Source organism: Chelativorans multitrophicus, from assembly GCF_011317445.1.
Lineage (GTDB): Bacteria > Pseudomonadota > Alphaproteobacteria > Rhizobiales > Rhizobiaceae > Chelativorans > Chelativorans multitrophicus.
This window is the reverse complement of record NZ_JAAAPL010000006.1, coordinates 100,353-122,208: the sequence shown is the minus strand read 5'-3', so window position 1 is coordinate 122,208 and position 21,856 is coordinate 100,353. Positions and strand designations below refer to the sequence as shown.

The 21,856-nt window shown below is 61.4% G+C and carries 20 protein-coding genes and 1 tRNA gene; 13 read left to right on the top strand and 8 right to left on the bottom strand.

Translation table 11 applies throughout. The features are described 5' to 3' along the window. Positions 1-147: 147 nt before the first annotated feature. Positions 148-846 carry a hypothetical protein gene (locus GNP00_RS20985; protein WP_041544825.1) on the top strand — a complete coding sequence of 233 codons (699 nt, stop codon included), beginning with the start codon at positions 148-150 and terminating at the stop codon, positions 844-846. On the opposite strand, the gene GNP00_RS20980 is transcribed toward GNP00_RS20985, so the two are convergent. Continuing rightward, positions 843-1,121 carry a hypothetical protein gene (locus tag GNP00_RS20980; protein ID WP_157038107.1) on the bottom strand — a complete coding sequence of 93 codons (279 nt, stop codon included), beginning with the start codon at positions 1,119-1,121 and terminating at the stop codon, positions 843-845. The two genes, GNP00_RS20985 and GNP00_RS20980, sit on opposite strands and share 4 nt — an antisense overlap. A 40-nt stretch (positions 1,122-1,161) precedes the next feature. Between GNP00_RS20980 and GNP00_RS20975 the strand changes: the two genes are divergently transcribed. Continuing rightward, a complete protein-coding gene (locus GNP00_RS20975; RefSeq protein WP_011582330.1) occupies positions 1,162-1,467 on the top strand; it encodes a hypothetical protein in 306 nt (101 codons plus the stop codon). On the opposite strand, the gene GNP00_RS20970 is transcribed toward GNP00_RS20975, so the two are convergent. Continuing rightward, positions 1,461-1,655, bottom strand: a complete 195-nt coding sequence (locus tag GNP00_RS20970; RefSeq protein WP_041544826.1) for a hypothetical protein — start codon at positions 1,653-1,655, stop codon at positions 1,461-1,463. The genes GNP00_RS20975 and GNP00_RS20970 overlap by 7 nt on opposite strands. Positions 1,656-2,221: 566 nt before the next feature. Here GNP00_RS20970 and GNP00_RS20965 point away from each other — a divergent pair. Then, positions 2,222-3,628, top strand: a complete 1,407-nt coding sequence (locus GNP00_RS20965; RefSeq protein WP_011582331.1) for an oligosaccharide flippase family protein — start codon at positions 2,222-2,224, stop codon at positions 3,626-3,628. Further along, positions 3,629-4,909 carry a GNAT family N-acetyltransferase gene (locus tag GNP00_RS20960; RefSeq protein ID WP_011582332.1) on the top strand — a complete coding sequence of 427 codons (1,281 nt, stop codon included), beginning with the start codon at positions 3,629-3,631 and terminating at the stop codon, positions 4,907-4,909. Positions 4,910-5,062: 153 nt separating this feature from the next. On the opposite strand, the gene GNP00_RS20955 is transcribed toward GNP00_RS20960, so the two are convergent. Then, the gene (locus tag GNP00_RS20955; RefSeq protein WP_166016265.1) at positions 5,063-9,511 is read right to left on the bottom strand and encodes a prealbumin-like fold domain-containing protein; all 4,449 of its coding nucleotides are present in this window, start codon (positions 9,509-9,511) and stop codon (positions 5,063-5,065) included. A 394-nt stretch (positions 9,512-9,905) separates the two neighbouring features. Further along, positions 9,906-11,162, bottom strand: a complete 1,257-nt coding sequence (locus GNP00_RS20950) for an aminopeptidase (RefSeq protein WP_011582334.1) — start codon at positions 11,160-11,162, stop codon at positions 9,906-9,908. A gap of 427 nt (positions 11,163-11,589) precedes the next feature. On the opposite strand from GNP00_RS20950, the gene GNP00_RS20945 reads away from it, so the two are divergent. After that, the gene (locus GNP00_RS20945) at positions 11,590-13,113 is read left to right on the top strand and encodes an FAD/NAD(P)-binding protein (protein WP_011582335.1); all 1,524 of its coding nucleotides are present in this window, start codon (positions 11,590-11,592) and stop codon (positions 13,111-13,113) included. 330 nt (positions 13,114-13,443) lie between these two features. Here the strand turns inward: GNP00_RS20945 and GNP00_RS20940 are convergent. Then, positions 13,444-13,528 (bottom strand) — tRNA-Leu (locus GNP00_RS20940). 164 nt (positions 13,529-13,692) lie between these two features. On the opposite strand from GNP00_RS20940, the gene GNP00_RS20935 reads away from it, so the two are divergent. Next, positions 13,693-14,196, top strand: coding sequence for a disulfide bond formation protein B (locus GNP00_RS20935; RefSeq protein ID WP_041544827.1), 504 nt, complete (start codon positions 13,693-13,695; stop codon positions 14,194-14,196). Positions 14,197-14,238: 42 nt separating this feature from the next. On the opposite strand, the gene GNP00_RS20930 is transcribed toward GNP00_RS20935, so the two are convergent. Both GNP00_RS20930 and GNP00_RS20925 read right to left on the bottom strand, forming a co-directional pair. Beyond that, the gene (locus tag GNP00_RS20930; protein ID WP_011582337.1) at positions 14,239-14,796 is read right to left on the bottom strand and encodes an HNH endonuclease; all 558 of its coding nucleotides are present in this window, start codon (positions 14,794-14,796) and stop codon (positions 14,239-14,241) included. Between the two features lie 126 nt (positions 14,797-14,922). Further along, positions 14,923-15,567, bottom strand: coding sequence for a DNA-3-methyladenine glycosylase family protein (locus GNP00_RS20925; RefSeq protein ID WP_011582338.1), 645 nt, complete (start codon positions 15,565-15,567; stop codon positions 14,923-14,925). An 86-nt stretch (positions 15,568-15,653) separates the two neighbouring features. Here GNP00_RS20925 and gluQRS point away from each other — a divergent pair, with 86 nt between their 5' ends. Next, positions 15,654-16,541, top strand: a complete 888-nt coding sequence (gene gluQRS, locus GNP00_RS20920) for a tRNA glutamyl-Q(34) synthetase GluQRS (RefSeq protein ID WP_011582339.1) — start codon at positions 15,654-15,656, stop codon at positions 16,539-16,541. A 145-nt stretch (positions 16,542-16,686) separates the two neighbouring features. Continuing rightward, positions 16,687-17,577 carry a DMT family transporter gene (locus tag GNP00_RS20915; RefSeq protein WP_011582340.1) on the top strand — a complete coding sequence of 297 codons (891 nt, stop codon included), beginning with the start codon at positions 16,687-16,689 and terminating at the stop codon, positions 17,575-17,577. Here the strand turns inward: GNP00_RS20915 and GNP00_RS20910 are convergent. Further along, entirely contained in the window at positions 17,544-18,395 is an 852-nt protein-coding gene (locus tag GNP00_RS20910; RefSeq protein ID WP_011582341.1) for a YhjD/YihY/BrkB family envelope integrity protein, read from the bottom strand. The genes GNP00_RS20915 and GNP00_RS20910 overlap by 34 nt on opposite strands. Before the next feature lie 94 nt (positions 18,396-18,489). Between GNP00_RS20910 and GNP00_RS20905 the strand changes: the two genes are divergently transcribed. The 5 genes from GNP00_RS20905 (at position 18,490) to GNP00_RS20885 (ending at position 21,837) form a co-directional block, all read left to right on the top strand. Beyond that, positions 18,490-19,323: an SDR family oxidoreductase gene (locus GNP00_RS20905; protein ID WP_011582342.1), complete on the top strand. Its 834-nt coding sequence runs from the start codon at positions 18,490-18,492 to the stop codon at positions 19,321-19,323. A 21-nt stretch (positions 19,324-19,344) separates the two neighbouring features. After that, on the top strand, positions 19,345-19,545 hold the full coding sequence (locus tag GNP00_RS20900; RefSeq protein ID WP_011582343.1) for a twin transmembrane helix small protein: 201 nt from the start codon (positions 19,345-19,347) through the stop codon (positions 19,543-19,545). 20 nt (positions 19,546-19,565) lie between these two features. Continuing rightward, the gene (locus GNP00_RS20895) at positions 19,566-20,144 is read left to right on the top strand and encodes a cob(I)yrinic acid a,c-diamide adenosyltransferase (RefSeq protein ID WP_011582344.1); all 579 of its coding nucleotides are present in this window, start codon (positions 19,566-19,568) and stop codon (positions 20,142-20,144) included. 34 nt (positions 20,145-20,178) lie between these two features. Further along, a complete protein-coding gene (locus GNP00_RS20890; protein ID WP_011582345.1) occupies positions 20,179-20,892 on the top strand; it encodes a rhomboid family intramembrane serine protease in 714 nt (237 codons plus the stop codon). 195 nt (positions 20,893-21,087) lie between these two features. Further along, entirely contained in the window at positions 21,088-21,837 is a 750-nt protein-coding gene (locus tag GNP00_RS20885) for an electron transfer flavoprotein subunit beta/FixA family protein (protein ID WP_011582346.1), read from the top strand. Positions 21,838-21,856 lie beyond the last annotated feature (19 nt).

Here is a 21,856-nt window from a genome sequence, read left to right as displayed (position 1 = left end):
CCGGCGATTCAGAACGAAGGGTGCGGGATTATCCCACAGATCTGCTCCAGGGGGATAAATTTTACTCCATCTCCATGACGCGCAACAAGCCGCGAGGTGGCGTCATCAGGACTCCACAAGCCATTCCTTTTGGTGCAAGTTGCTACTATGGGGAAGGTGGAAACGGCAAAATCAACGGCAGCTAAGAATGTGCGCCCGCTTACTAAGTGGGTGCGCACAATGCCTATGGTTGGCAGAGGCGTCGAAGTTTCATTGTCACTTCTGGAGCAACTTGGCATCAAGGGGTTTGTCATGACCTCGTTGCCAGTAATCATCTACGGGTGGGCAGCGTGGTTCTTTGATTATGTGCCTTGGTGGGCAGCCATTTTATTGTTGCTAGCCGCCATATTTTTTGTCCTTGGAGCCGCTCATAGAATACTGCTCATTCGAACCGCCTCTAGGTTCGACCCGTCGAAATATGAAGAATTCGGGCAAGAGCTTGTTGATCTTTCCAAGGATATGTTCCGATTTCTTTCCGACCGTATGCGCGAACAACGGGACCATCATGCCCGAATGACTGACCAAGATCCTGTAAGCATCCATTCTTGGCAGGCAGATAGAGATTTTGAACAGATATCTGGTCGCTTATTTTTTGAACGCTTCGGACCACAAACAATGCGTGCGCTAGCGCTTTTACAAAGGATTGGAGTACAGCTTCCGCCACACATGATTGCAACCGCCAGTCACCGCCAGAACGGCATCCCGCAATTCTTGGGATTAATGGGGCAGTTGTTAGAAGAGGGGAATGTTTCAGAAGCAATCGAGATATCCCAAGACCGTGATTTCATTTGGCAGATCCAGCATTAAGTTAGCCGGATGTCTGAACCAACCAAATGCGCAGGCCGTCCAAGCTCTTTGCGGTGGAAAATGCCAGACGTGCAGGCTTTGCGCACTGGCAGTGCATCCTCATTAACATAGCCCATTACCTTCAAGGCCGCGTCCAGATGCTTCAGGTCGGCGCGGAGTTTTTTGACTTGGCTATCCAGATGAAGGATTTCGCCAGCGATTTCCGAGCAGCGACGAAGCAATGCGTGTATTCCGGGGTCGAGCTCATTTGTGTGGGATGCACGCAGGGCGCTCATGCTGTAAACTCCCGGTTGTGCAACTCAGGGAGGGGCAAACATGAGCAGTACGTTTGATCTTGTGCAGGCAGTAGAACAGAAGAAGCAGGTGACTTGCACGTATCAAGGCTATCATCGAGAACTCTGCGTGCATGTCGTCGGCTGGAAGAACGGGCGAGAGCAAGCGCTTGCTCTCCAATTTGCCGGAGAAAGCTCGTCAGGATTGCAGCCCGGCGGATCGTGGCGTTGTCTTGTATTAGATGAGGTTTCCAACGTCTCGCTGCGTGACGGCCCTTGGCACACAAGGAACGACCATTCTCAGCCACAAACCTGCGTCGACCACAAGGCGGCAGAAGTCGCCTACTGAGAACGCTTCCATTCAGCGTATTCTTCGGCCCGTTCCTGGGAGCGCGGGCCAAAGAACATAGTGACGTAGACGCTCCCCTCGTCATCATAATTGATGATCTCGACCGACCAGATACCTGGCGCATCGTGGCGTTCCACAACTTCAATATCAACGCTGTGCCTCTCGGCATTCTGAAGGTTCATTTGCATCGTGCGGTCTCCTTTGGTTGCACAACGTGGACAGGCCAAAGCGTGTTCCGCATCGGCTTATATTCGCCCAAGGGGCGAAACTGCGCTGTTTCAGATTTGGTGCTCTTGCTACATAAGGCCGCTCTTGCGGGGACCGGATGCGCACCGGGTGTTCGGGAGAGCGGCGGAGACCTCCCCTCCAGGCTACGGTGGCCATGGAGATCCGAGGGCCCGCGACAGGCCGGCGGTGTCGGGATGCTGGGCGACAGACAGCATCGCGGAACCGCGGAGAAGCCGCCAGGGTTCTCCTTCGGTCCGGCTAAGACCACCCCCTTCATTGGGTGCAGCCGGGACGAAAGAAGAGCCCGAGTGACCGGCCGATGCCGGGACAGCCTCCGGCGGGGCGCGTTGGACGCGCCACGATTACACTTTACTGAGAGGCTCGGACAACGCGCCCCGCTTCCCAGTTTCACCAGCAATGGCCAGACGGTAAAACCGGGCGTGGCAATAATGAAGCGCCGCTTCAACAAGCTTTAAAGACTTTCCGGTTAGCAGATGGTTGGATCTGAAGATGCGGAGTAGATCGGTTGCGGTTTTCAGCAGCGTCTGCGGCTGAACGTCTCCTGCCGGGGCGGCTTGCGGCACGCGCACGCCCCTGGGCGGATCGGCTCGACGCCATCATCCTGGCGCAGGACGCACGCGGGGCCGCGGGCCGCATGTCACTGATCGCCTTCGGCTTGCGCATCGTCAACGCAGTCATCGCCTTTGTAAGCCAGGTCCTGCTCGCCCGTTACATGGGCAGCTTCGAATACGGCGTCTTCGTGCTGGTCTGGGTCACGATGATCATCCTGGGCAACATGGCCTGCCTGGGGTTTCAGACCAGCATTATTCGCTTCGTGCCCGAATATGAGGCCAAGAACCGGCCTGCGCAGATGCGGGGCGTGCTTGTGGCCAGCCGGCGTATGGTGCTTGCGGCTTCCACATTCCTCGCCCTTGCAGGCGCCGTGGGCATCTGGCTCTTCGAGGAGCAGATCCAGAGTTATTACGTGCTTCCCTTCTATCTGGGGCTTGTGTGCCTGCCGATGATCGCGCTCGGCGACCTCCTCCAGGGCACGGCGCGCGCTTACGCTTGGCCTCTCTGGTCGATGACGCCGAGTTTCTTCATCCGGCCATTACTCATTCTGATCTTTCTTTGGGCGCTGCATGTGGCCGGAAGCTTCCCGGACGCGACGGCCGCCGTGATGGCTGCAATCCTCGCCACATATCTCACCACGGTCCTGCAGATCGTCTATGTGGCGGTGAAGACCGAGAAGCCCTTGAAATCAGTGCAACCGGTCTTCCGCCTGCGCGAATGGGTGACGGTTTCGCTGCCGATCTTCCTCTCCAACGGCTTTTACTACCTGCTTACAAACGCCGACGTGCTGCTGGTCGGCCATTTCATGCAGCCGACGGATGTTGCGGTCTACTTCGCCACGACGAAGGTGCTGGCGCTCGTTCACTTCGTCTATTACGCGGTGCGGACCGGCGCCATCCAGCGCTACTCGGCGTTCCTCCACAGCGGTGACATGGTCGGGCTGGCGCGCTTTGCCCGCGAAACCACGTATTGGACCTTCATCCCGGCAACGGTCATGGGCGTTGCGGTGCTCGTTCTCGGCAGGCCTATTCTGATGTTGTTCGGGCCCGGCTTTGAAGCCGGCTACCCCCTTCTCTTCCCGTTGGTGGCGGCGGTGATCCTGCGCGCTCTGGTCGGACCCGCGGAAAGCCTGCTCACCATGAGCGGCCATGAGAACATAAGCGTCGTGGTTTATGCCGTCACGCTGGGTGTTAACATTGCGCTCAGTGTCTTGCTTATCCCTGTGCTGGGACTCTGGGGGGTGGCGATCGCCACTTCAGTCTCCCTGGTTTTGGAGGCGGCGTTGCTCGCAATCGCGGTATGGCGCAGGCTCGGTATCGTTATGGTGGCGCTTCTGCCCGCGCCCAAGGAGGCGGTCTGAATGATATCCACTCCCCTGCTCGAAGAAACGGGCGGTAGCGCCGCTGGAGCTTTGATCAGCGATCTGGCTGGTGTGGTGGACGGGCCGGAACGCGCCGACATGGAGCTCTTCTCGTCTCATCGCCCGCTGCGGCGCATGGCTATCTATGCCGCCGCCGCCGGCTTCGATCTGGTGGAGGAGCTAGATTATTTGGCGGCTCGGGCCATAGAGCCGAACGTTTTTTTCAATCCGCGCTTCCTTGCTCCCGCCATGCCGCGCCTGGAAGACCGGGAAGTTCGTCTGGCCGTCATTCGTGACGGAACCGATGATAAGAACAGGCTGCGGCTGCTCGTGCCTTTTTCGATCGAGAAGCCGCCCGTCCCGCTCGGCGCCACAGTCATGAGGGCATGGGCGCATCCCTTCGGACCGCTCGGGACACCGCTCGTGGACGGTGACGATCCAATCGGAGTGATCGAGGACTTTTTCGGTATGCTGGCGCGCCCACATCTGAAATTGCCGAAGATCTTCGTTTTTCCGGACTGCCGCTTGGACGGCCCCTTCGCCGCGGCGCTGCGTTCGGTCGCCGAAACACGCAACCTGCCGTTGATCACGGCGAGTTGGATGGATCGTCCGTTCCTGAAGAGCGATCTCGACGGAGACGACTATCTGAGGCAAAGCCTGCGCTCCCATCACTATCGCGAGTTCCGCCGCCTGACGCGCCGCCTCGCCGATCTTGGCCGGCTGGAACACCGCATTGCCCGCCAGCCCGACGAGATCCGCCAGGCGATCGAGACGTTCCTGACATTGGAAGCTTCCGGCTGGAAAGGGCGCGAGCGGACGGCGATGGTGGCGGACCGCTACCGCGCGGCCTTTGCCCGCGAGGCCGTCCACCTCCTGGCCGAGCGCGATCTCTGCCGCATTCACACGCTGGTGCTCAACAATCATGCGCTGGCAAGCCTGGTGGTCTTCGTGGAATCGGGCATCGCCTACACCTGGAAGACGGCTTATGACGAGAATTATGCCGGCTTCTCGCCCGGAACGCTGCTGATGATCGAGGTGACGAAGGCGCATTTGAAGGATCCGAACATCACCGCCACCGATTCCTGCGCCGTGCCGGACCATCCGGTTATGAGCCGGCTGTGGAGCGAGCGCCGCCCCATCGGCACCTTCGTCGTCGGCCTCGCCCCCGGTACGGAACGGCTCGCCCACCAGGCGGCAGGCCAGATCCATTTCTATCGCGAGACGCGCAACGCGCTGCGCATCCTGCGCAACCGCATACGCCGGCTGATCGGGCGCGCCTAGAGCATTTTGCAGGTATTTGGACTCACCTACCGTCGCACAAGGGCAGCAAAAACAAGCAGGTAGAGCGGTTGACCGGGTCGATTGAACCGGAACCGCTCTTGCGCATTTCCAGGAAGGTGAAACCGTTTTCCGTTCGCGATTGCCAAGCCCCCGTCACTGATCGATGGTGACCTTGAAGGAGACCTCGCCCTGGTCGCCGGGGAGCATGGTGCCGGTGCAGTCCCAGCGCAGGACGCCCCGATAGCCGGCGGAACCGCCGGCCGGCGGCACGGCGGGGGCGCAGTCGAGGCTCGCCGGGTCCTGCACCACCGTCATCGGCGCGGAAAGGGTGGTGTAGCTGGGCGTCTTGTCATGCACCTGGACATGGCTGACGGCGCCGGGCGAGGGATTGCTGAAGATGATGGAATATTCCAGCACATCCCCCGGCGCGCCGGTGCCGGAGGCGGCGAAGCTGCCGTTGCGCGTCACATTGCGCACCCTCTTGGTGACGGTGACGCTGCCGGTCGCCACCGTGACCTTGTCCTGGTTGGCGGCCGGCTCCAGCACGGCCTGCGTGCCGGAAAGGGCGGTGGCGGCGGCAAGCGTGTAGGCGAGCTCGCCGCCGGGGGGAACCGAATCCAGCGCCTCTGTCCGCACGAACAGGCAGATCACGTCGCCGGCCTGGACCGCGGCCGGCGCCGGCGGCGGCCCCTCGCCGGCCGCCAGCTCGCCCGAGCAGTCCGCATCGTGAAAGAGGGTTGTGGAAAAAAGCGCCGCGTCCGGCGTTCCCGTCACATCCGTGAGCGTGAAGGAAACCGCCGCCGTGGTGGTGGCGGTGTAGCGGTGGGCGATCATCGTCGCGCCGCCCGGCGGCACCGCCGCCGCCGTGCCCGACACGAGCTGCGGCACGGCGATCAGACCGAAAACGACGTCGTGATAGCTGGTGTCGGCCGCCGGCCTGAAGCGCAGCAGGTTGTAGCCGGTCATCGTGCCGCCGGTCGTGCCGGGCTGGCCGCTGACGCCCAGATGCCCGGCCACCGGGTCGCGCACCAGGCAAATGTCGGTGTTTGCCGGCACGCCGGCAAGGCTGAGCGAGAAATTGCCCGCCGCATCGCTTTCCGCCCTGGCATAGTCATGGCTGGCGCAATCGGTCAGCCGCAGGAGGACGGCGCCGAGACCCTTTTCCGTCCCGTTCTGATGGCCGTCATGGGCGGTGCCGCCGCCGGCGCCATTGTCCTCGATCACCCGCCCGGTGACGGCAAAGCCGGCAAAGCGGTTGCTGAAGGTGCACAAAAGGTCCGCCCCCGCCCTGGCGTTTGCGGCGGGGATGACAAGCGTCCTGCCGTCGCTGACCGAGCCGATCACCGGGCCCACCGGATTGCCGGTCGTGGCGGCCCGGCGGTCCTCGCAGCGGGCGGTCTCCAGCACCCAGCCCGGCGGCACCGCTTCGATGATCTCGGTGGCGACATCGGCGGCGGAAAGCGGCACCGGCGCCCCTTCCACGGCCACGTCCTGCGCCGTCGTGGCGAGCGAATAGGTGTCGTCGGTCGGAAAGCCGTTGGCATTGGCGGCCGAGCCGTTGAAGATGAAGCTGCCCGTCCCGCCCACGCTCACCTTTGCAAGGGTGAGCATCGGATTCATGTCTTCCACCCTAACCACACAAACGGCCACATCCGAGAGTGCAAGGGTGATGCTGTTGCCCATCGCTGGCGTGCCGCCATTGATCGAGCAGATATAATCTTCTGCACGGTAATTGGCGGGAGGCGCGACCCCGAGCGCATAGCTGCCGGCGCTAACGAGTGCATCCGTCACGGCAGCGCTCCCGCTTGGGCCGGAAATGGAGACCGGGCCGGTTGCGCTCAGCACCACGTCGCCCGGCTGCGCCGTGCCGCCATTGTCGTTCACCACCGTGGCGATCAGCGTCAGCTGCGGAGCGATATCGTCATTGGTGATGGTGCAGACCGCGTCCTGGCCGTTGACGAGAGTCAGGCTGTTGCTCACAACATCCGGTCCGCCGTCCAGCGAGCAGATATATTGCGAGCCCTCATAGCCGGATATGCCCGTCTCGCTCAGCGTATAGGTTCCCGCCGGCACCGATGCATTGGTGATGGCAGGATCCCCCATCGCGCCCTGGACGGTGGCCGGTCCTGCCGCGCGCAGCGTGAATGCGCTTTCCGCCGCCGTGCCCCCGTGATTGTTCACCACATCCTTGCGCAACGTCAGCTTCGGAAGGCAGATCGCAGTCGACTGGAATTGCGCCAGGAAGCCCTGATAGGGCGAACCCGACTTCACATGAAAGACGATGCTGTTGAGGCCGGCCTGCCAGTTGCGGTTCAGCGTCGCGGTGACCTGCCGGCCAGCGATGAAGGACTGATATTGGTACGGATCATTGGTACCGTAGTTCGAGCGGATGTTCTGCGCCACGCCGTTCACCCAGACCTGGACAAGCGAATTGTCCGCGTAGAAGCTCATCCTAAGATCGAGGCTGCCCGGATCCACCGAGGGATCCAGGTTGAAGTCGTATTTGTAGAAGATGTCGAGATTGCCGGTATGCGAGCCGTCGCTGTTGTGCGCGATCCAGTTCGCATTGGTGGGCGGGCTCACCCACCCCGATTGCAAGCTGCTGACCGTTGCGGCGGTGTAGTTCAAACCGGCCGGCGGATTGCCGGTCACATCCTCGGTCGTGGCGGCCACCCCCCAATAAGGATCGGAGCCTGAACTGAGCCTGCCGCCCGCGCCATCATAAGCCGTGTTGAAGAAATCCCCGGGTGTCGAGCAGGACAGCGTCGGCGGGAATGTCGGCACGTAAGGCGTGGTCGGTATCGTGACTTCGCACTGCGAGCAATTGGCTGGCACGTCTCCGCCGCCGACCCGGTTGGTTATCTCGTTGACACCAAGCGGAAAGCTCGGGGCCATTGTGAGCCCAATCTTAACCGTTGCCGTTCCGCCGACTGGCACCTGGGCTACTTGCAGATTGACCGCGGCAGGACCCTTGATCGGCTGGCTGAAGCCGGTAGCACCGGTTACCGAGGTGAGAGTGGCGCCATCGGGAATATCTTCCACAAAGTCGAAATTGGAAAAAGCGCCGCCGCCCGCATGAGCGATCCTCACGTCATAGGTCAGCACCTCGCTCGGCTCGGCAACATCATTCCGCGTGATGCTTTCGCCGACGAGCGTCTTTTCGACCGTCACCTGGGCGGCCACCGCATCCGTATCCGTTACCGTGCAGCGGCCGTTTGAGGAGGTGAATGAACGCGTCACACCAGCAGGGAGCCCGGAATTGATGCAGTTCGTGCCGGAGTTGGTCCAGCCCGTGGGGACCTGTGTCCACGCAGAATTGGCGACCGTGGCACCTGTGGCATTCACAGTCGCGGCAATCCTGATCTCGTAGAACTGGCCCGAGTTTAGTGTCGGAAGCTGAAACGAGCCCGACTGAAGCTGTGTGATGGTGGGAGGGGTCGTGCAGAGGCCCGGCGTGGGCGAACAGGTGACGGAAGTTTTCGGCAGCGCTGTGACGGCCGGATCCGCCAGGAGTGGCGCAACCGGATCCGGCCCGTTATTCATCACCCGGACGGTATAAGTGGTTTGCTGGCCGGCCTGCACCGAGGTGGTTGAATTGGTCTTGGTGATGAAGAGATTCGATCTTGCCGCGATCGGCGTTATCCTGACCCAGCCATTGCCCCCAGCTCCCCCGGCGCCGGAACCGCTGGCGCCACCGGCGGCAGTGGCGCTGGGGGTGACGATCCACAGAGAACTGGAATTGGAACGGCACGAGCCGCCGCCCCCGGATGCAAAGCCGGCCACAGTGAAAGGGTGTTCGACATCGGTATAACCCTGGCCGCCTCCGCCCGAGGAGTAGCCTCCGCCTCCTCCGCCGCCGCCGCTGCCGTCGCCGCTGCCGTAGTTTGCTCCTGAAGCACCGTTAGAAGAAGCAATGCAATTGGCTGCCTGGCTGAGGCTTGTCGATCCGCTCCCGCCAGGAAGATTGAAACTGGCGCCCGTCCGGCGGGCATTGCCTTGTCCGCCACCGCCGCCGCCGGCCTTGAGGATTCTTGTGCCGGCGAAGACAAGCGCCGAACCGCCGCCGCCGCCACCGCCGCCGCCAGACACTCCCGTACAGCCCGCCCCGCCGCCAGAACCGCCTGCGCCCTCTCCCGATCCTCCGGCACCTCCTCCCGAACATGCGATATTATTGCCGCCACCGCCGCCGCCGCCGCCCACAATGGCGGTTAGCGATTGCCCCGGAGTGACCGCCATGGTTGCCGTGATGAGAGCTCCCCTGCCGCCTGCGCCTCCTCTCGTGCTGCCACCGTCCTGACCACCACCTCCACCACCAGCGCCTGCGACCTCCACCTGAATCCGGTAGACATTGGACGGGACGACGTAAGGGGTGTGGGTACCTGGGGTGGTGTAAAGAACGGGACTCTGTGCCCACGCGCCGGCGCAGAAGCAGGCCAGCAATGCCGCAAGGGCGTAAAGAGATTGGCAGATCGAAAAACGAAACCGCCTGAACGTCCGCTGCCAATCTGGGCGCGCATGGGAATGGGAGGGTAAAGGGTTCGGATCAAATCGCGAGACGGAAAAATTGAAACACAAAAGGCAGATGTGGACTGCGACGGCCATGAATAGAATCCCGACGGAAGGGCGCACCGCGGAACAGTAGCTTTCTGCCTGCTGAAGGTGGAATAAGCCGGCGCTGAGGGGCGTCATCCCATGGCCGTCACGCATCCTTATTGATGAAACGGCGGATGACCTAAAGTCCAGCTACACGCCCGCGACCGGGAAACTTACCATAATAATCGATGGCGGCCGGCCCTGACCGAGGCTCCCAAGCCCACCCCCGCACCAGATCCGCGCCGGTCGCCATCGCTCGGCTCAAGCATCGCTGGATTCAACACTCCCGAACTCTTCAGATACCCGTCCCATCCGAGAGAGTGGCAAAGAGCCAAGCACGACCGCAAGTAAACGTGACCCAGGGCAGGCAGTGATTGCGATACCGCGGAGCGCCCTACGCCCCTCAGAAGGCCCATTCTCCACGTCGCATCACTGCCTCCTGCGTCCCGTCAGCGGCAATGCCATCAATATCGATCTCGCCCGATCCGATCATCCAGTCGATATGGATGAGGCTCTTGTTCGCCCCCTTGCCGGCAAGTGCCGCTTCATCCATCCCGACGCCGTTCCGGATGCATTTGGCATAGGACTGGCCAAGCGCGATATGGCAGGCGGCATTCTCATCGAAGAGCGTGTTGTAGAAGAGAACCCCGCTTCGGGATATGGGTGAGGAATTGGGCACAAGCGCCACCTCGCCGAGGCGTCTTGCCCCCTCGTCGGTTTCCAGCACCTTTTGCAGAACTTCCTGACCCGTGCGCGCCGATGCCTCAACGATGCGCCCGCCCTCGAAACGCACGGCGATATCCTGAATAAGCGTCCCCTGATAGGAAAGAGGCTTGGTGCTTTTCACGACGCCTTCTACGCGGTCCTTATGGGGCGTGGTGAACACTTCCTCCGTGGGAATGTTCGGATTGCAGGTTATGCCGTTGGCCGCCATGGATGCGCCGCCCTGCCAGACATGATCATCGGCGAGCCCCACCGTAAGATCGGTCCCCGGACCACGGAAGCGCAGAGCCGCATAGCGCCGGGCGTCCAGATGTTCGCGCCGGGCAGCGAGTTCCCGGTTATGCGCGGACCAGGCCGCCACGGGGTCCGGCCCATCAATGCGCGAGGCGGAAAAGATCGCATCCCACAGGCTGGCCACCGCCTCGTGCTCGGGGAGGTCAGGAAAGACGGTTTTGGCCCAGGCCGGCGCGGCGAAGGATACGATCGTCCAGTTAATCTGGAAGCCGGCGATCAGCTCCAGCGCCGGCATATAGGCTTTCGACCGCGCCCGGTTGGCGCGCGACACCTTATCGGAATCTTCCCCCGCCAGAAGAGAAGGATCTTCACCGACGATGGCGAGCCGTGCCGCGCCTTCGCGGAAGGCGGTCGCCATCCCCTCGAACAGCCAGGAGGGTGCCTTGTCGAAGCTCTCATCCGAAGCGTGGCGGAAGCGAAGCAGCGTCGATTCTTCGTCGGAGAAGACCGTTGTGACCAGCGCAGCGCCAGCCTTGTAGGCATGCTCGGTGATTCGGCGAGCGAGCGGCAGCGCTTCAACTGGAGCCGTCATCACAAGTTCTTGTCCCGGGGTGAGACCCAGTCCGACGCGGACGGCAACTTCAGCGAGACGATCAAGACGCGTCTCGTGCGGCAGCGTATCGGTCCTGATCTGAGCATCCATCGCGAAACTCCGTGAAAAGCGGTTGTCGAACGGAGAAGTACCGAAGGAAGCGGCGAGGGGCAACTGCTGCCGGAAGCGCGAACCCGCAGGGTTCGCAAGGGCGACCGCCCGTCGCCTATTGTTCGGCGCGCCCTCCGGAGCGGAAGCGGCCGCCGGCGGCTATCCGTCTCGAGCGGCTGACAGCAACCTAAACGCCTTTGGATTAGCTGCTGCTTTTCGCAGATTCCTGACGCGGACAGCAGCATCCTGAAATATTTCATCGCAGCACTGCACTAACCTGAAACAATCGAACGAACCGGTGCACGAGCGGCTGTCGCTTTGAACGTTGGTGGCTCAGCCGGTCTGGTGAAACCGGCTGTTGGGAATCGGGGGACATGGCGCACGTGCGGCTTGGCCATCAAGAGGTTGTCCAACCGAGGGGTCATCGATGAACGATGCTGCTGCGCTGTCGATTGCAATTATCGGGGGCGGGCCGACGGCCGTCGCCTTGCTCGAAAGCCTCATCCGCTCGCGTGACACTATTAGCCCTGACGTCTCGCTGGACGTGACCGTGTTCGACCCAACGCCGCACCCCTGGAGCGGCCACAGCTTTGCCCCTGATCGACCCGAGGCGCTGACGAATACCTACACAAACACAATGTCCGTGCGTCATTGGCAGCCGGAACATGTGGAGATTTGGCTCAAAGCAAACGGCTACGCCGAGCTCGCAGGCAACAATTTCGCGCCGCGTTCGATTATCGGCCAGTATTTCCAGGACTCTGCTCAACTAGCAGCTTCGAGACTGGAAGGCTTCGTGTTCATTCGCGAGCAAGTCACGGGTTTGTCGGTCGTGGACGACCACGTTCGCCTGTACACCCAGAACGGAGACAATACTTTCGATTACGCGATCTTGACGGTAGGCCGTTCAGACAAGTTCGATCCTTATCGAATGGAAGGTCAGGAGAACTTCTGCATCCGACCCTACCCCTTGAAGGATGCGCTAGCCGGTGTGGATCCCGACGAACAGATTGGGATAATCGGCACCGGATTGACCGCGGTGGATCTGGTCATCGCTTTGAAGGCGGACAGGCATCGCGGCCGAATTACACTAATGTCCAGAAACGGCCTTCTGCCCGCGGTGCGCCCGCCGTCGCTCGAATACGAACTACAGCGTTTCACGGTAAAGGCAATTGAGGAGAGTGCTGCCGCGAATGGCGGGGTCTCGTTGGAAGACCTCGTACACCTCGTCCACGACGAACTCCACCACGCTGGCACGTCTCCGGAACCTCTCATGGAAGAGATTTTTCCGTCGCGCTACGGGATTGACCGGCTGCGGCATCAGCTAAAGCATATCGATGGTGGCAAAAAGGCCTATTCTATTTTAATTAAGACGCTCCTGGTCCTCCAGGACGCATGGTATTTCCTTAATCCGGAGGATAAAACGCGCGCGACCGGCCTACATCACATTTACTCCAGTCTGTGCTGTCCTATGCCGCGGCACCGCGCGGTGCAGATACTCGACCTCGCCGAGGCGAACCGGCTTGACGTTGTCCGTGGAGTGAAGTCGGTGGCCAAGGCGGCGCATGGTCAATTCGTCGCCGTCGCGGCGGACCATCCACCGCTCCACTTCGACAGGGTTTTCTCTGCCGGTTCCAGCGGGAATGCGCCCGATCCGGTGGCTATCCCGCTCGTCGACAGCCTGCTGCGGTCCGGACAGGGACGTGCCCACCCCTTCGGAGGTATCGATGTTGAACGTAGGACCAGCCGGCTCCTGGATACCTACAGCCGTCCGCAGCCTCGCCTCTATGCCGTTGGCACAATGACGAGCGGAGCGTTTCAGGTGTTGAACGGGTACTCCGTACTCAGGCTGCGCACCGGCCATATCGCCGACGCCATACTCAAGCACGGCGAGGCGAGCCGTAATTGCCGATCAAGACACCGGGCGCTGGCAGCCGTGTTAGAGGACGACTAGAGCGGCACATCAAAGGCCTTTCGGTCGTGAGACACTGAAACACAGTGACCTGCACGCAGGGTGACCAATAACGGCGGACAGAGCATCGCCAATGACTGGCCGGTGGATGCCAAAAGCCAAACATCTCGTCGACGGCGCAGTTAGGATTTCCGCCAATCGGACCGTGCTATTCTCGCGCAACACCGTGGCAGAAAGCCGTCGCGTGCGCCGGCACGGGCGAATCGGAGTCAGTCGAACGGCTCACCCTTCATTGAAAGGCAGACCCGACGGTGGATCCCGAATCAGCGCTCCGCTCCAACTGCTCGTTCCGCAAACATTATTGGAATGCAATGGTGCCCCTGGCCGGACTCGAACCAGCACTCCTTGCGGAAACCGATTTTGAGTCGGTCGCGTCTACCAATTCCGCCACAGGGGCCCGCGCCGGGTAAGGCCAGGCAGGCGCGGACTATACGGGGAAGCGCGTCCGCGTCAACTCTTCGCGGAAGCCTGTCCCGAGATTGCGCTCTATCGCCGCGCCCGTTATAGAGCCGAACTCGATATTTTATGGTATTTTACGCAAGCAAAAAGGCACGTTGTTCAATGACGATTACAGCTCCAGCCACCAGGCTTCAGACCCTTACTGCTGGTTTTCTGGCCCTCGCCATGGCAGCCACCGTCGGGACCGCCCTGGGGTTCCAATACATTGGCGGGTACCTTCCCTGTAAGCTCTGCCTGGAGCAACGGGTTCCCTATTATATCGGCGTGCCGGTGATGGTCCTTGCCCTTATCTCCTCTGCGGTCAAGGCGCCCGCGATCGTCACGCGCGGTCTCCTTCTCGTGGGCGGTCTTCTGATGCTGTGGAGCCTCGGCATGGGTGCGTTTCACGCCGGTGTCGAATGGGGTTGGTGGGAGGGGCCCACCGACTGTGGAGCACTCCCGCCCAGCGTTTCCTCCGGAAACCTGCTCGATCAGCTCAATGCTGTCATTCCGCCTTCCTGCAATGTAGCGGCAGGACGCTTTCTGGGACTCTCCTTCGCGGGCTGGAATGTCATCGCCAGCGCCATTCTTGCCGTAATTGCACTGCGCGGCGCGCTGAAGCGCTGACAGGGACTGTATTGTCCTGATGCGGGGGGGGGGGCGCCGGGCTTACGGCTCCAGCTCGACGTCCCAGTATAGATAATCCATCCAGCTCTCATGCAAATAATTGGGCGGGAAAAGCCGCCCATTATTATGCAGATCGTGGACCGTCGGCCGGTAGGGTTTTTGTTGTGGCCACATCTTGGCCTGATCGGGCATGAGCCCGCCCTTCCTCAGATTGCAGGGAGAGCAGGCGGCGACCACATTTTCCCACGAGGTGACGCCGCCATGCCGGCGTGGGACCACATGGTCGAAGGTAAGCTCCTCCCGCGTGCCGCAATATTGGCACTGGAAGCGGTCACGCAAGAACACGTTGAATCGCGTAAAGGCCGGATAGCGCGACGGCTTCACATAGGTCTTGAGGCTGACGACACTCGGAAGCCGCATCGTAAAGGACGGAGACGAGATAGCCTGCTCGTACTCGGCAACGATATTGACCCGGTCGAGAAACACGGCCTTGACGGCGTCCTGCCACGACCACAGCGACAGGGGATAATAGCTTAGCGGGCGATAGTCCGCATTGAGCACCAGCGCGGGCATGCCGTCCGGCGATATAGCGATCGTCACGTCCTCATGGCTCCTGCTAGGCAGATCGATCGGCGCGGATAATGTAATCCCGCAGTGACAGGAATGTGAAGCCGGTATTGTAGTTCCGATAGGCCAAACCGCCCATTTCGCTGAATTTTCGGTATTTCAGGCCGCCGGAGCGGCTTCCGCGCCACGGATCTCACGATAATACGCCCAAAAAAGACGGGCTGCGACAGAGCGCCACGGGCTCCACGGTTCGGCTATGAGGGCGAGCTGATTCGCCTTTGGGCGCGCATCGAGCGCCAGCGCATGGCCAACCGCCGCCTGCAAGGCAATGTCGCCCGCGGGGAAGATGTCCGGATGGCCGGCAGCAACCAGCAGGTAAACCTGTGCGGTCCACGGACCGATGCCTGGAATGACTGTCAACGCCTCCATGGCATCTGCCGGCGGAAGGTTACCGAGATCGTCAAGGTCGAGCGCCTTGTCCCGCAGCGCCGCAGAGAGCGCAGTCAAGGTGCGTTGCTTCGCCCGCGATAGTCCCGCTTTCACCATCACGCTCTCGCCGGCGGCGAGAAATCCGTCGGGCGTCAACGGCTTTACCAATTGGGAAAGCCTCGCGAAAATCGCGTCGGCGCTTGCTCGCGAGACCTGCTGGGAGACAATGACCGAGGCAAGGCTATGGAAGCCTGGGGGGCCGCGCCGCAGCGGCACGGCGCCCGCGACAGCTCGCACAGGCCCAAGCCTTCGGTCGAGCAGAACCAAGGCGTCCAGTCCGCGCCTGATATCGGCTGCCGTTTCGATTCGCTCCATGGGGAATCCTTGCGCTTAGCTTCGGGCAAGCCTAGCAATGCAGGGATGGCCCCTACAATCCATTTCCTGCAAGGCTCACCGCTGCAATGACGGTTCCTGTCTTCCGCTTCGCGCCGAGCCCGAACGGGATGCTCCATCTCGGTCACGCCTACTCGGCGCTGCTCAACTATTCCATGGCGCACGCAGCCGGCGGGCGCTTTCTGCTTCGCATAGAGGATATCGACACCGCGCGCTGCACGCCGGAGCTGGAACTGGGGATCTACCGCGACCTTCGCTGGCTCGGCATCGATTGGGAAGAGCCGGTGCGCCGCCAGTCCGAGCACTTCGATGATTATACCGAAGCGCTCGAGCGTCTTATCGACGCGGACATGGTCTACCCTTCCTTCATGAGCCGCGGCGAAATGCGCGCCTTTATCGCGGATAAGGAAGCTGACGGCAAAAAGTGGCCACGCGACCCCGACGGGGCGCCGCTTTTTCCACCCATCGACAGGAAGCGCCCGGAATCAGAGCGCCGCCGGCGCATGGAGGACGGAGAGCCATTTGCATGGCGGCTGGATATGAAAGCCGCTCTTGCGCATGTGACGAAGCCATTCTTCTGGGATGAGAGCGGCGGCGGCCCGGATGGCCAGACCGGACGCATTGCGGCGGAGCCGGATCTTTGGGGTGACGTGGTGATCGCCCGCAAGGAAGTGCCGACAAGCTATCATCTGAGCGTCGTCGTGGACGACGCGCTGCAGGGCATCACCCACGTGGTGCGCGGACGCGACCTCTTCCACGCAACGGCGGTTCACCGGCTGCTGCAGGAACTGTTGGGCCTTCCTGTCCCGCGCTACCACCATCATGCGCTCATTGTCGACGAAGCCGGCCGCAAGCTTTCCAAAAGCAGGGGAGATACGGGCATCACCGCATTGCGGGAGGCAGGCGCCACACCGGGCGATATTGTGAGGATGATAGGCCTGGATACATCTGCCTAGCAAAGCCAGTCGATGAAACATTTCCGAATGCCGGCGCGTGCCTGCCTTCAATATCCCTGACCATGCTGTTTGAAATTTTTGCTTTCCTTGTCGCTTGAGACGATGCAGAGGATCGCGCCGAAGACCAAGGGAAAATCCGAAACCTATGCCCCAACTCGTCAAAGTCGCGCCAGCGCTTTTTGTGATCCTGTGGTCGACAGGCTTCATCGGCGCGCGCTACGCGATGCCATGGGCGGAGCCCTTCACGTTCCTCTGGGTGCGTTTCGCGCTGAGCGTTGCCCTTCTCCTGCTGCTGATGCCGATCATGGGAGCCCGCCCGCTGCCGGCACGCACGGCTTTCCATTCCGGCGTGGCAGGCGTGCTGATGCACGGTATTTATCTTGGAGGTGTGTTCTGGGCCGTTCACAAGGGGCTTCCCGCTGGGCTGGCAGGGTTGATTGTCGGGCTGCAGCCGCTGCTTACCGCATTGATGGCAGGCACTTTCACCGGTGAGGAAGTTGGCAGGCGTCACTGGCTTGGCCTCGTGGTGGGCCTTGTCGGGGTTGCAATTGTGCTTTCGCCCAAGCTCGGCCAAGTCGCTGGCGGTGTTACGCCCGCCACGATCTGGGTGGGTCTTGCCGCCGTGATCGCCATGAGCGCTGGAACGGTGTGGCAGAAACGTTTCGTCGGCAATGCTGATCTCATCAGCGGCACGCTTTGCCAATATCTGGGCGGCTTCCTCTTTGCGTTCCCGATTTCGCTTCTGTTCGAGACCCGGCATTTTGTGCTCAACGGCGAAATCGTCTTCGCTATGCTGTGGCTCGTGATCGTGCTTTCCCTGGGCGCCGTTCTCCTGCTCATGCTGCTGATCCGGAAAGGGGCTGTGGGCCGCGTGGCCTCACTCTTCTATCTCGTGCCCGCAGTAACGGCCGTCATGGCATGGGCGCTGTTTGGAGAAACGCTGACGCTGATCCAAATCGGAGGAATGGCGATCACCACGCTCGGGGTGGCGCTCGCCACCGCTCATCCCGCCACCGCCCGCCTCGCCTCGCGATAACGCATAATGGCGGCATTGATTTCACCGCCGAGAATGAAAATCGCTGAGATGATATAGAGGAAGACGACGGCCACCATGATTGAGGCCAGGCCCGCATAGGTCGTCGTATAGCTGCTGAAGCGCCCGAGATACGCGGCAAATATGCTGGATCCGGCGATCCAGCCCAATAGCGTGAAAATGATGCCGGGGATGATGTCGGTCAGCTTGCGGCTGCCGGCCGGCAGCCAGATATGCACCACAACCAGCGCAAAAACCAGAACCACCACCGCGACGATATATCGCCAGAGCGTGATCGTTCCCATGTAGGGCTCGATCCACTCGATGCGGGAGACGGCTATATTGGCGGCCACGGGCGCGATGACGAGGAGCACGCTGATGGCCGTAAACCCCAAGGTGGCGATCAGCACGAAGCCAAGGCTTTGCAGGCGCAGAAATATCATTGAGCGCCGTTCCTCCACCCGATAGGCGCGATTGAGGGAAAGCCTCAATGCCTCCACACCATTCGAGGCGAAGAATGCCGCAAGCACAACACCGAAGGTAAGCACGTCGCCGCGCCTGACCCCGAGCACGTTGCGGACCTCTCGGGCGAGCGGCTCCGCCACCTCCTTGGGCCAGGTGTCGAAGACGATGTGAACTGCGGTATCGGCAAACGCATCTGCCCCGAGAAAGCTCGCAAGCGCCGCAGCGAAGATGAGGAACGGAAAAAGCGCCATGATGGCGCTTACCGCCAGATGACTGGCCATAGCCCAGCCATCGTCTGCGTTGAAATGGCCGAACGCGTCTCTGACTATCCTTCTTAGCGCCACCAGCTTCCGCACACACGAATCCTTCCGACCGGTCCGGTTCTCGGGTATCTCAAATATGTGAAGCCGTGTAGCTGATAAACAACAAGCCTCCACGAATCGGCCGCTTATGAAAACGAACCGAACAATCCTTGTCACCGGAGCATCTTCAGGCATCGGCGCCTATTGCGCCCGGGCACTGAAGCAGGACGGCTGGCGTGTCTTCGCCACCGCCCGCAAGCCGGAAGACATCTCCGCTTTGGAGAATGACGGGATCGAAGCCTTCTATCTCGATTATCGCGAGCCGGCCTCAATCGCCGCCCTCGCGGAAAGCGTATTGGCGCGAACCGGAGGCCGGCTCGACGCTCTCTTCAACAACGGCGCCCATGCCCAGGCGGGAGCCGTGGAGGACCTGCCCGTGGAGGCGCTGCGCGAGCAGTTCGAGGCCAATTTTTTCGGCTGGCACGATCTGACACGGCGCATTGTGCCGGCCATGCGCGTGCAAGGCAGCGGCCGGATCGTCCATTGCTCCTCGATCCTCGGATTGCTCCCCATTAAATATCGCGGCGCCTATGCCGCATCCAAGCATGCCGTCGAGGGGCTGATGCTTTGCCTGCGCGCTGAACTTCAGGGCTCGGGCATCCAGGTCTCGCTTATCGAGCCAGGGCCTATCCGCTCAAACATCGCCGCAAATGGTCTTGCCTGGTTCGAGCGCTATATCGACGTGGAGAGCTCAGTCCACCGCGAAGCTTATCAGGCGCAGCTTGCCAGGCTAAGGGCCGGTGGCAGCAAGTCGCGCTTAAAACTCGGGCCGGAGGCGGTATATAAGGACCTGCGTCACGCGCTGCTTCACCCGCGACCGCGACCGCATTACGTTATAACCCTGCCGGCAAAGATCGGCGTCACCATGAAGCGATTCCTTCCCGCGGGGGTCTTCTACCGGCTGATTGCCGGCCAGGGATGACCCGTAAAGAAAGCAGAAAGCATGGCATCCACCATTTTCAACATCCTGGCCGTCATCGTCATGGTCGCCGTCGTCTTCGTGCTCGTCCGAGGACTCATGAACATGATGCGCGGCGGCTCGGGAAATACGTCCAACAAGCTCATGCAGGCGCGCGTGGCGCTGCAATTCGTGGCCATCGTGCTGATTGTGCTGGCGATGTGGTACAGCCAGGCGGGAAACTGACGATCCGGCAGGCAGCGCCCATGGTAAAGCTCAACAAGATCTACACGAAAACGGGGGACGACGGCACGACCGGGCTTGCTGCTGGCGGACGACGGCTCAAATTCGACCTGCGCATCGCCGCCTTTGGCACGGTGGACGAGGCAAGCGCCTGCATCGGCATGGCGCGCGTTCATACAGCCGCGAGTCATCCGCAGATCGACGCGATGCTCGCTCGCATCCAGAACGACCTCTTCGACCTTGGCGCGGATCTCGCGACCCCGGAGGGCGCCGAGCAATCCGGAGGGGCGCTGCGGATTGTGGCTTCCCAGACCGAGCGGCTGGAACGGGAGATCGACGCGCTCAATGAAGGGCTTGCACCTTTAAGATCATTTGTTCTTCCAGGCGGCTCGCCCGCGGCGGCAGCGCTTCACCTTGCCCGTACCGTTACACGGCGGGCCGAACGGCTGATGGTGGAGCTCAGCCGCGCGCCTGAGGAAGAGGTAGGCGATGAGGCGCTCCGCTACGTCAACCGCCTCTCGGATTTTCTCTTCGTGGCCGCGCGGGCCGTCAATGACAATGGCGCGCGCGACGTGTTATGGGTTCCCGGACAAAACCGCTGAATCGCGGCATGTTGCCTCGGGAGAGTGCAGGCTGATGTTCATTCCGATCCATGACGCGAACCACCTGCGCTACATCAAACGGCAATACGTAACGCTCGCCATTATCGGCCTGAACGTCCTCGTATGGGCCATGACATCGTTAAGTGGCGGGGAAGCCCTTCAGGCGGCCGCCCTCGGCCTTGGTTACATACCCAGCGTGGTGCATGACCTCGCGGTGCTGCCGCCCGAACTCGAGCTCGTGCCGGCGCCATTGACCTATGTGACCTATTCCTTCCTGCATGGAGATATCTTTCATCTCGGCGGCAATATGCTTTTCCTCTGGGTCTTCGGCGACAATGTCGAAGACGCGTTGGGGCACCTGCGCTATCTCGCATTTTATCTCGCCTGCACTGTCGCGGGAGCTTTCCTTCACGGCCTTGTCGCGCCGGATTCCCAGGCGCCGCTCATCGGAGCCTCAGGCGCGGTGGCGGGAGTTATAGCCGCCTATCTCATCCTGCATCCGCGCGTGAAGCTATGGGTCCTTGCCTTCGCGCGCATTCCGGTACGCCTGCCGGCCTATATCGTGCTCCTGCTTTGGATCGGCTCACAATTCCTCATGTTCGCGGTTGATCGCGAAAACCAGATCTCCTGGTCGGCCCATATCGGCGGCATTCTCGCTGGAGCGGTTCTTGTCGTGATCATGCGCCGGCAAGGCGTACCGCTTTTCGACCGTCGGATCGTGCTCCCCCAAGCGGCAAAGCTCGAATAAAAAACCGATCCTCAGCCCGCAAAGATTACGCCTGCACGGACTTGACGTATGCGGCAGCCCTTACTACGGTCCGGCCGCTCGCGCGAAGATATCTCCTTTGCGATCGTTTTTTCCCCTAGGCTTGGCGGAAAGCGGCAGACGGCCCATGCTGCTTGGATGATCCGGGCCGCCTTGTGGATTGAGAGGTGTAAGTGCATGAAAGTTCTTGTACCTGTGAAGCGGGTGATTGACGCCAACGTAAAGCCTCGCGTGAAGGCGGACGGCAGCGGTGTCGAGCTTGCCAATGTCAAAATGGCGATGAACCCGTTCGACGAGATCGCGGTGGAAGAGGCGATCCGGCAGAAAGAGGCCGGCAAGGTTGAGGAGATCGTGGCGGTCTCGATCGGCCCCGCCCAGGCGCAGGAGACGCTCAGAACCGCGCTTGCCATGGGTGCCGACCGCGCCATTCTGGTGAAATGCGATCAGGCGGTCGAGCCGCTTGATGTCGCCAAGATCCTGAAGGGCATCGCCGAGGCGGAAAAGCCGGGCATGATCATTCTCGGCAAGCAGGCGATCGATGACGACGCCAATCAGACCGGGCAGATGCTGGCGGCGCTTCTTGGCTGGGCCCAAGGCACCTTCGCTTCCAAGCTGGAGATCAGCGAGGGCACGGCGAAGATCACGCGCGAGGTGGATGCCGGCCTGCAGGTGGTGGAGCTGAAGCTGCCGGCAATCGTCACGACCGACCTGCGCCTGAATGAGCCGCGCTATGCCTCGCTTCCCAACATCATGAAGGCGAAGAAGAAGCCGCTCGACGAGAAGGCCCCTTCCGACTACGGCGTCGAAGTAAGATCCCGGCTCAAGGTGTTGACAACCGAGGAGCCGGCGAAACGCAAGGCGGGCATCAAGGTCTCCTCGGCCGCTGAATTGGTCGACCGACTGAAGAACGAAGCCGGCGTGCTCTAGGCCTGGCGGTTAGGAAAGG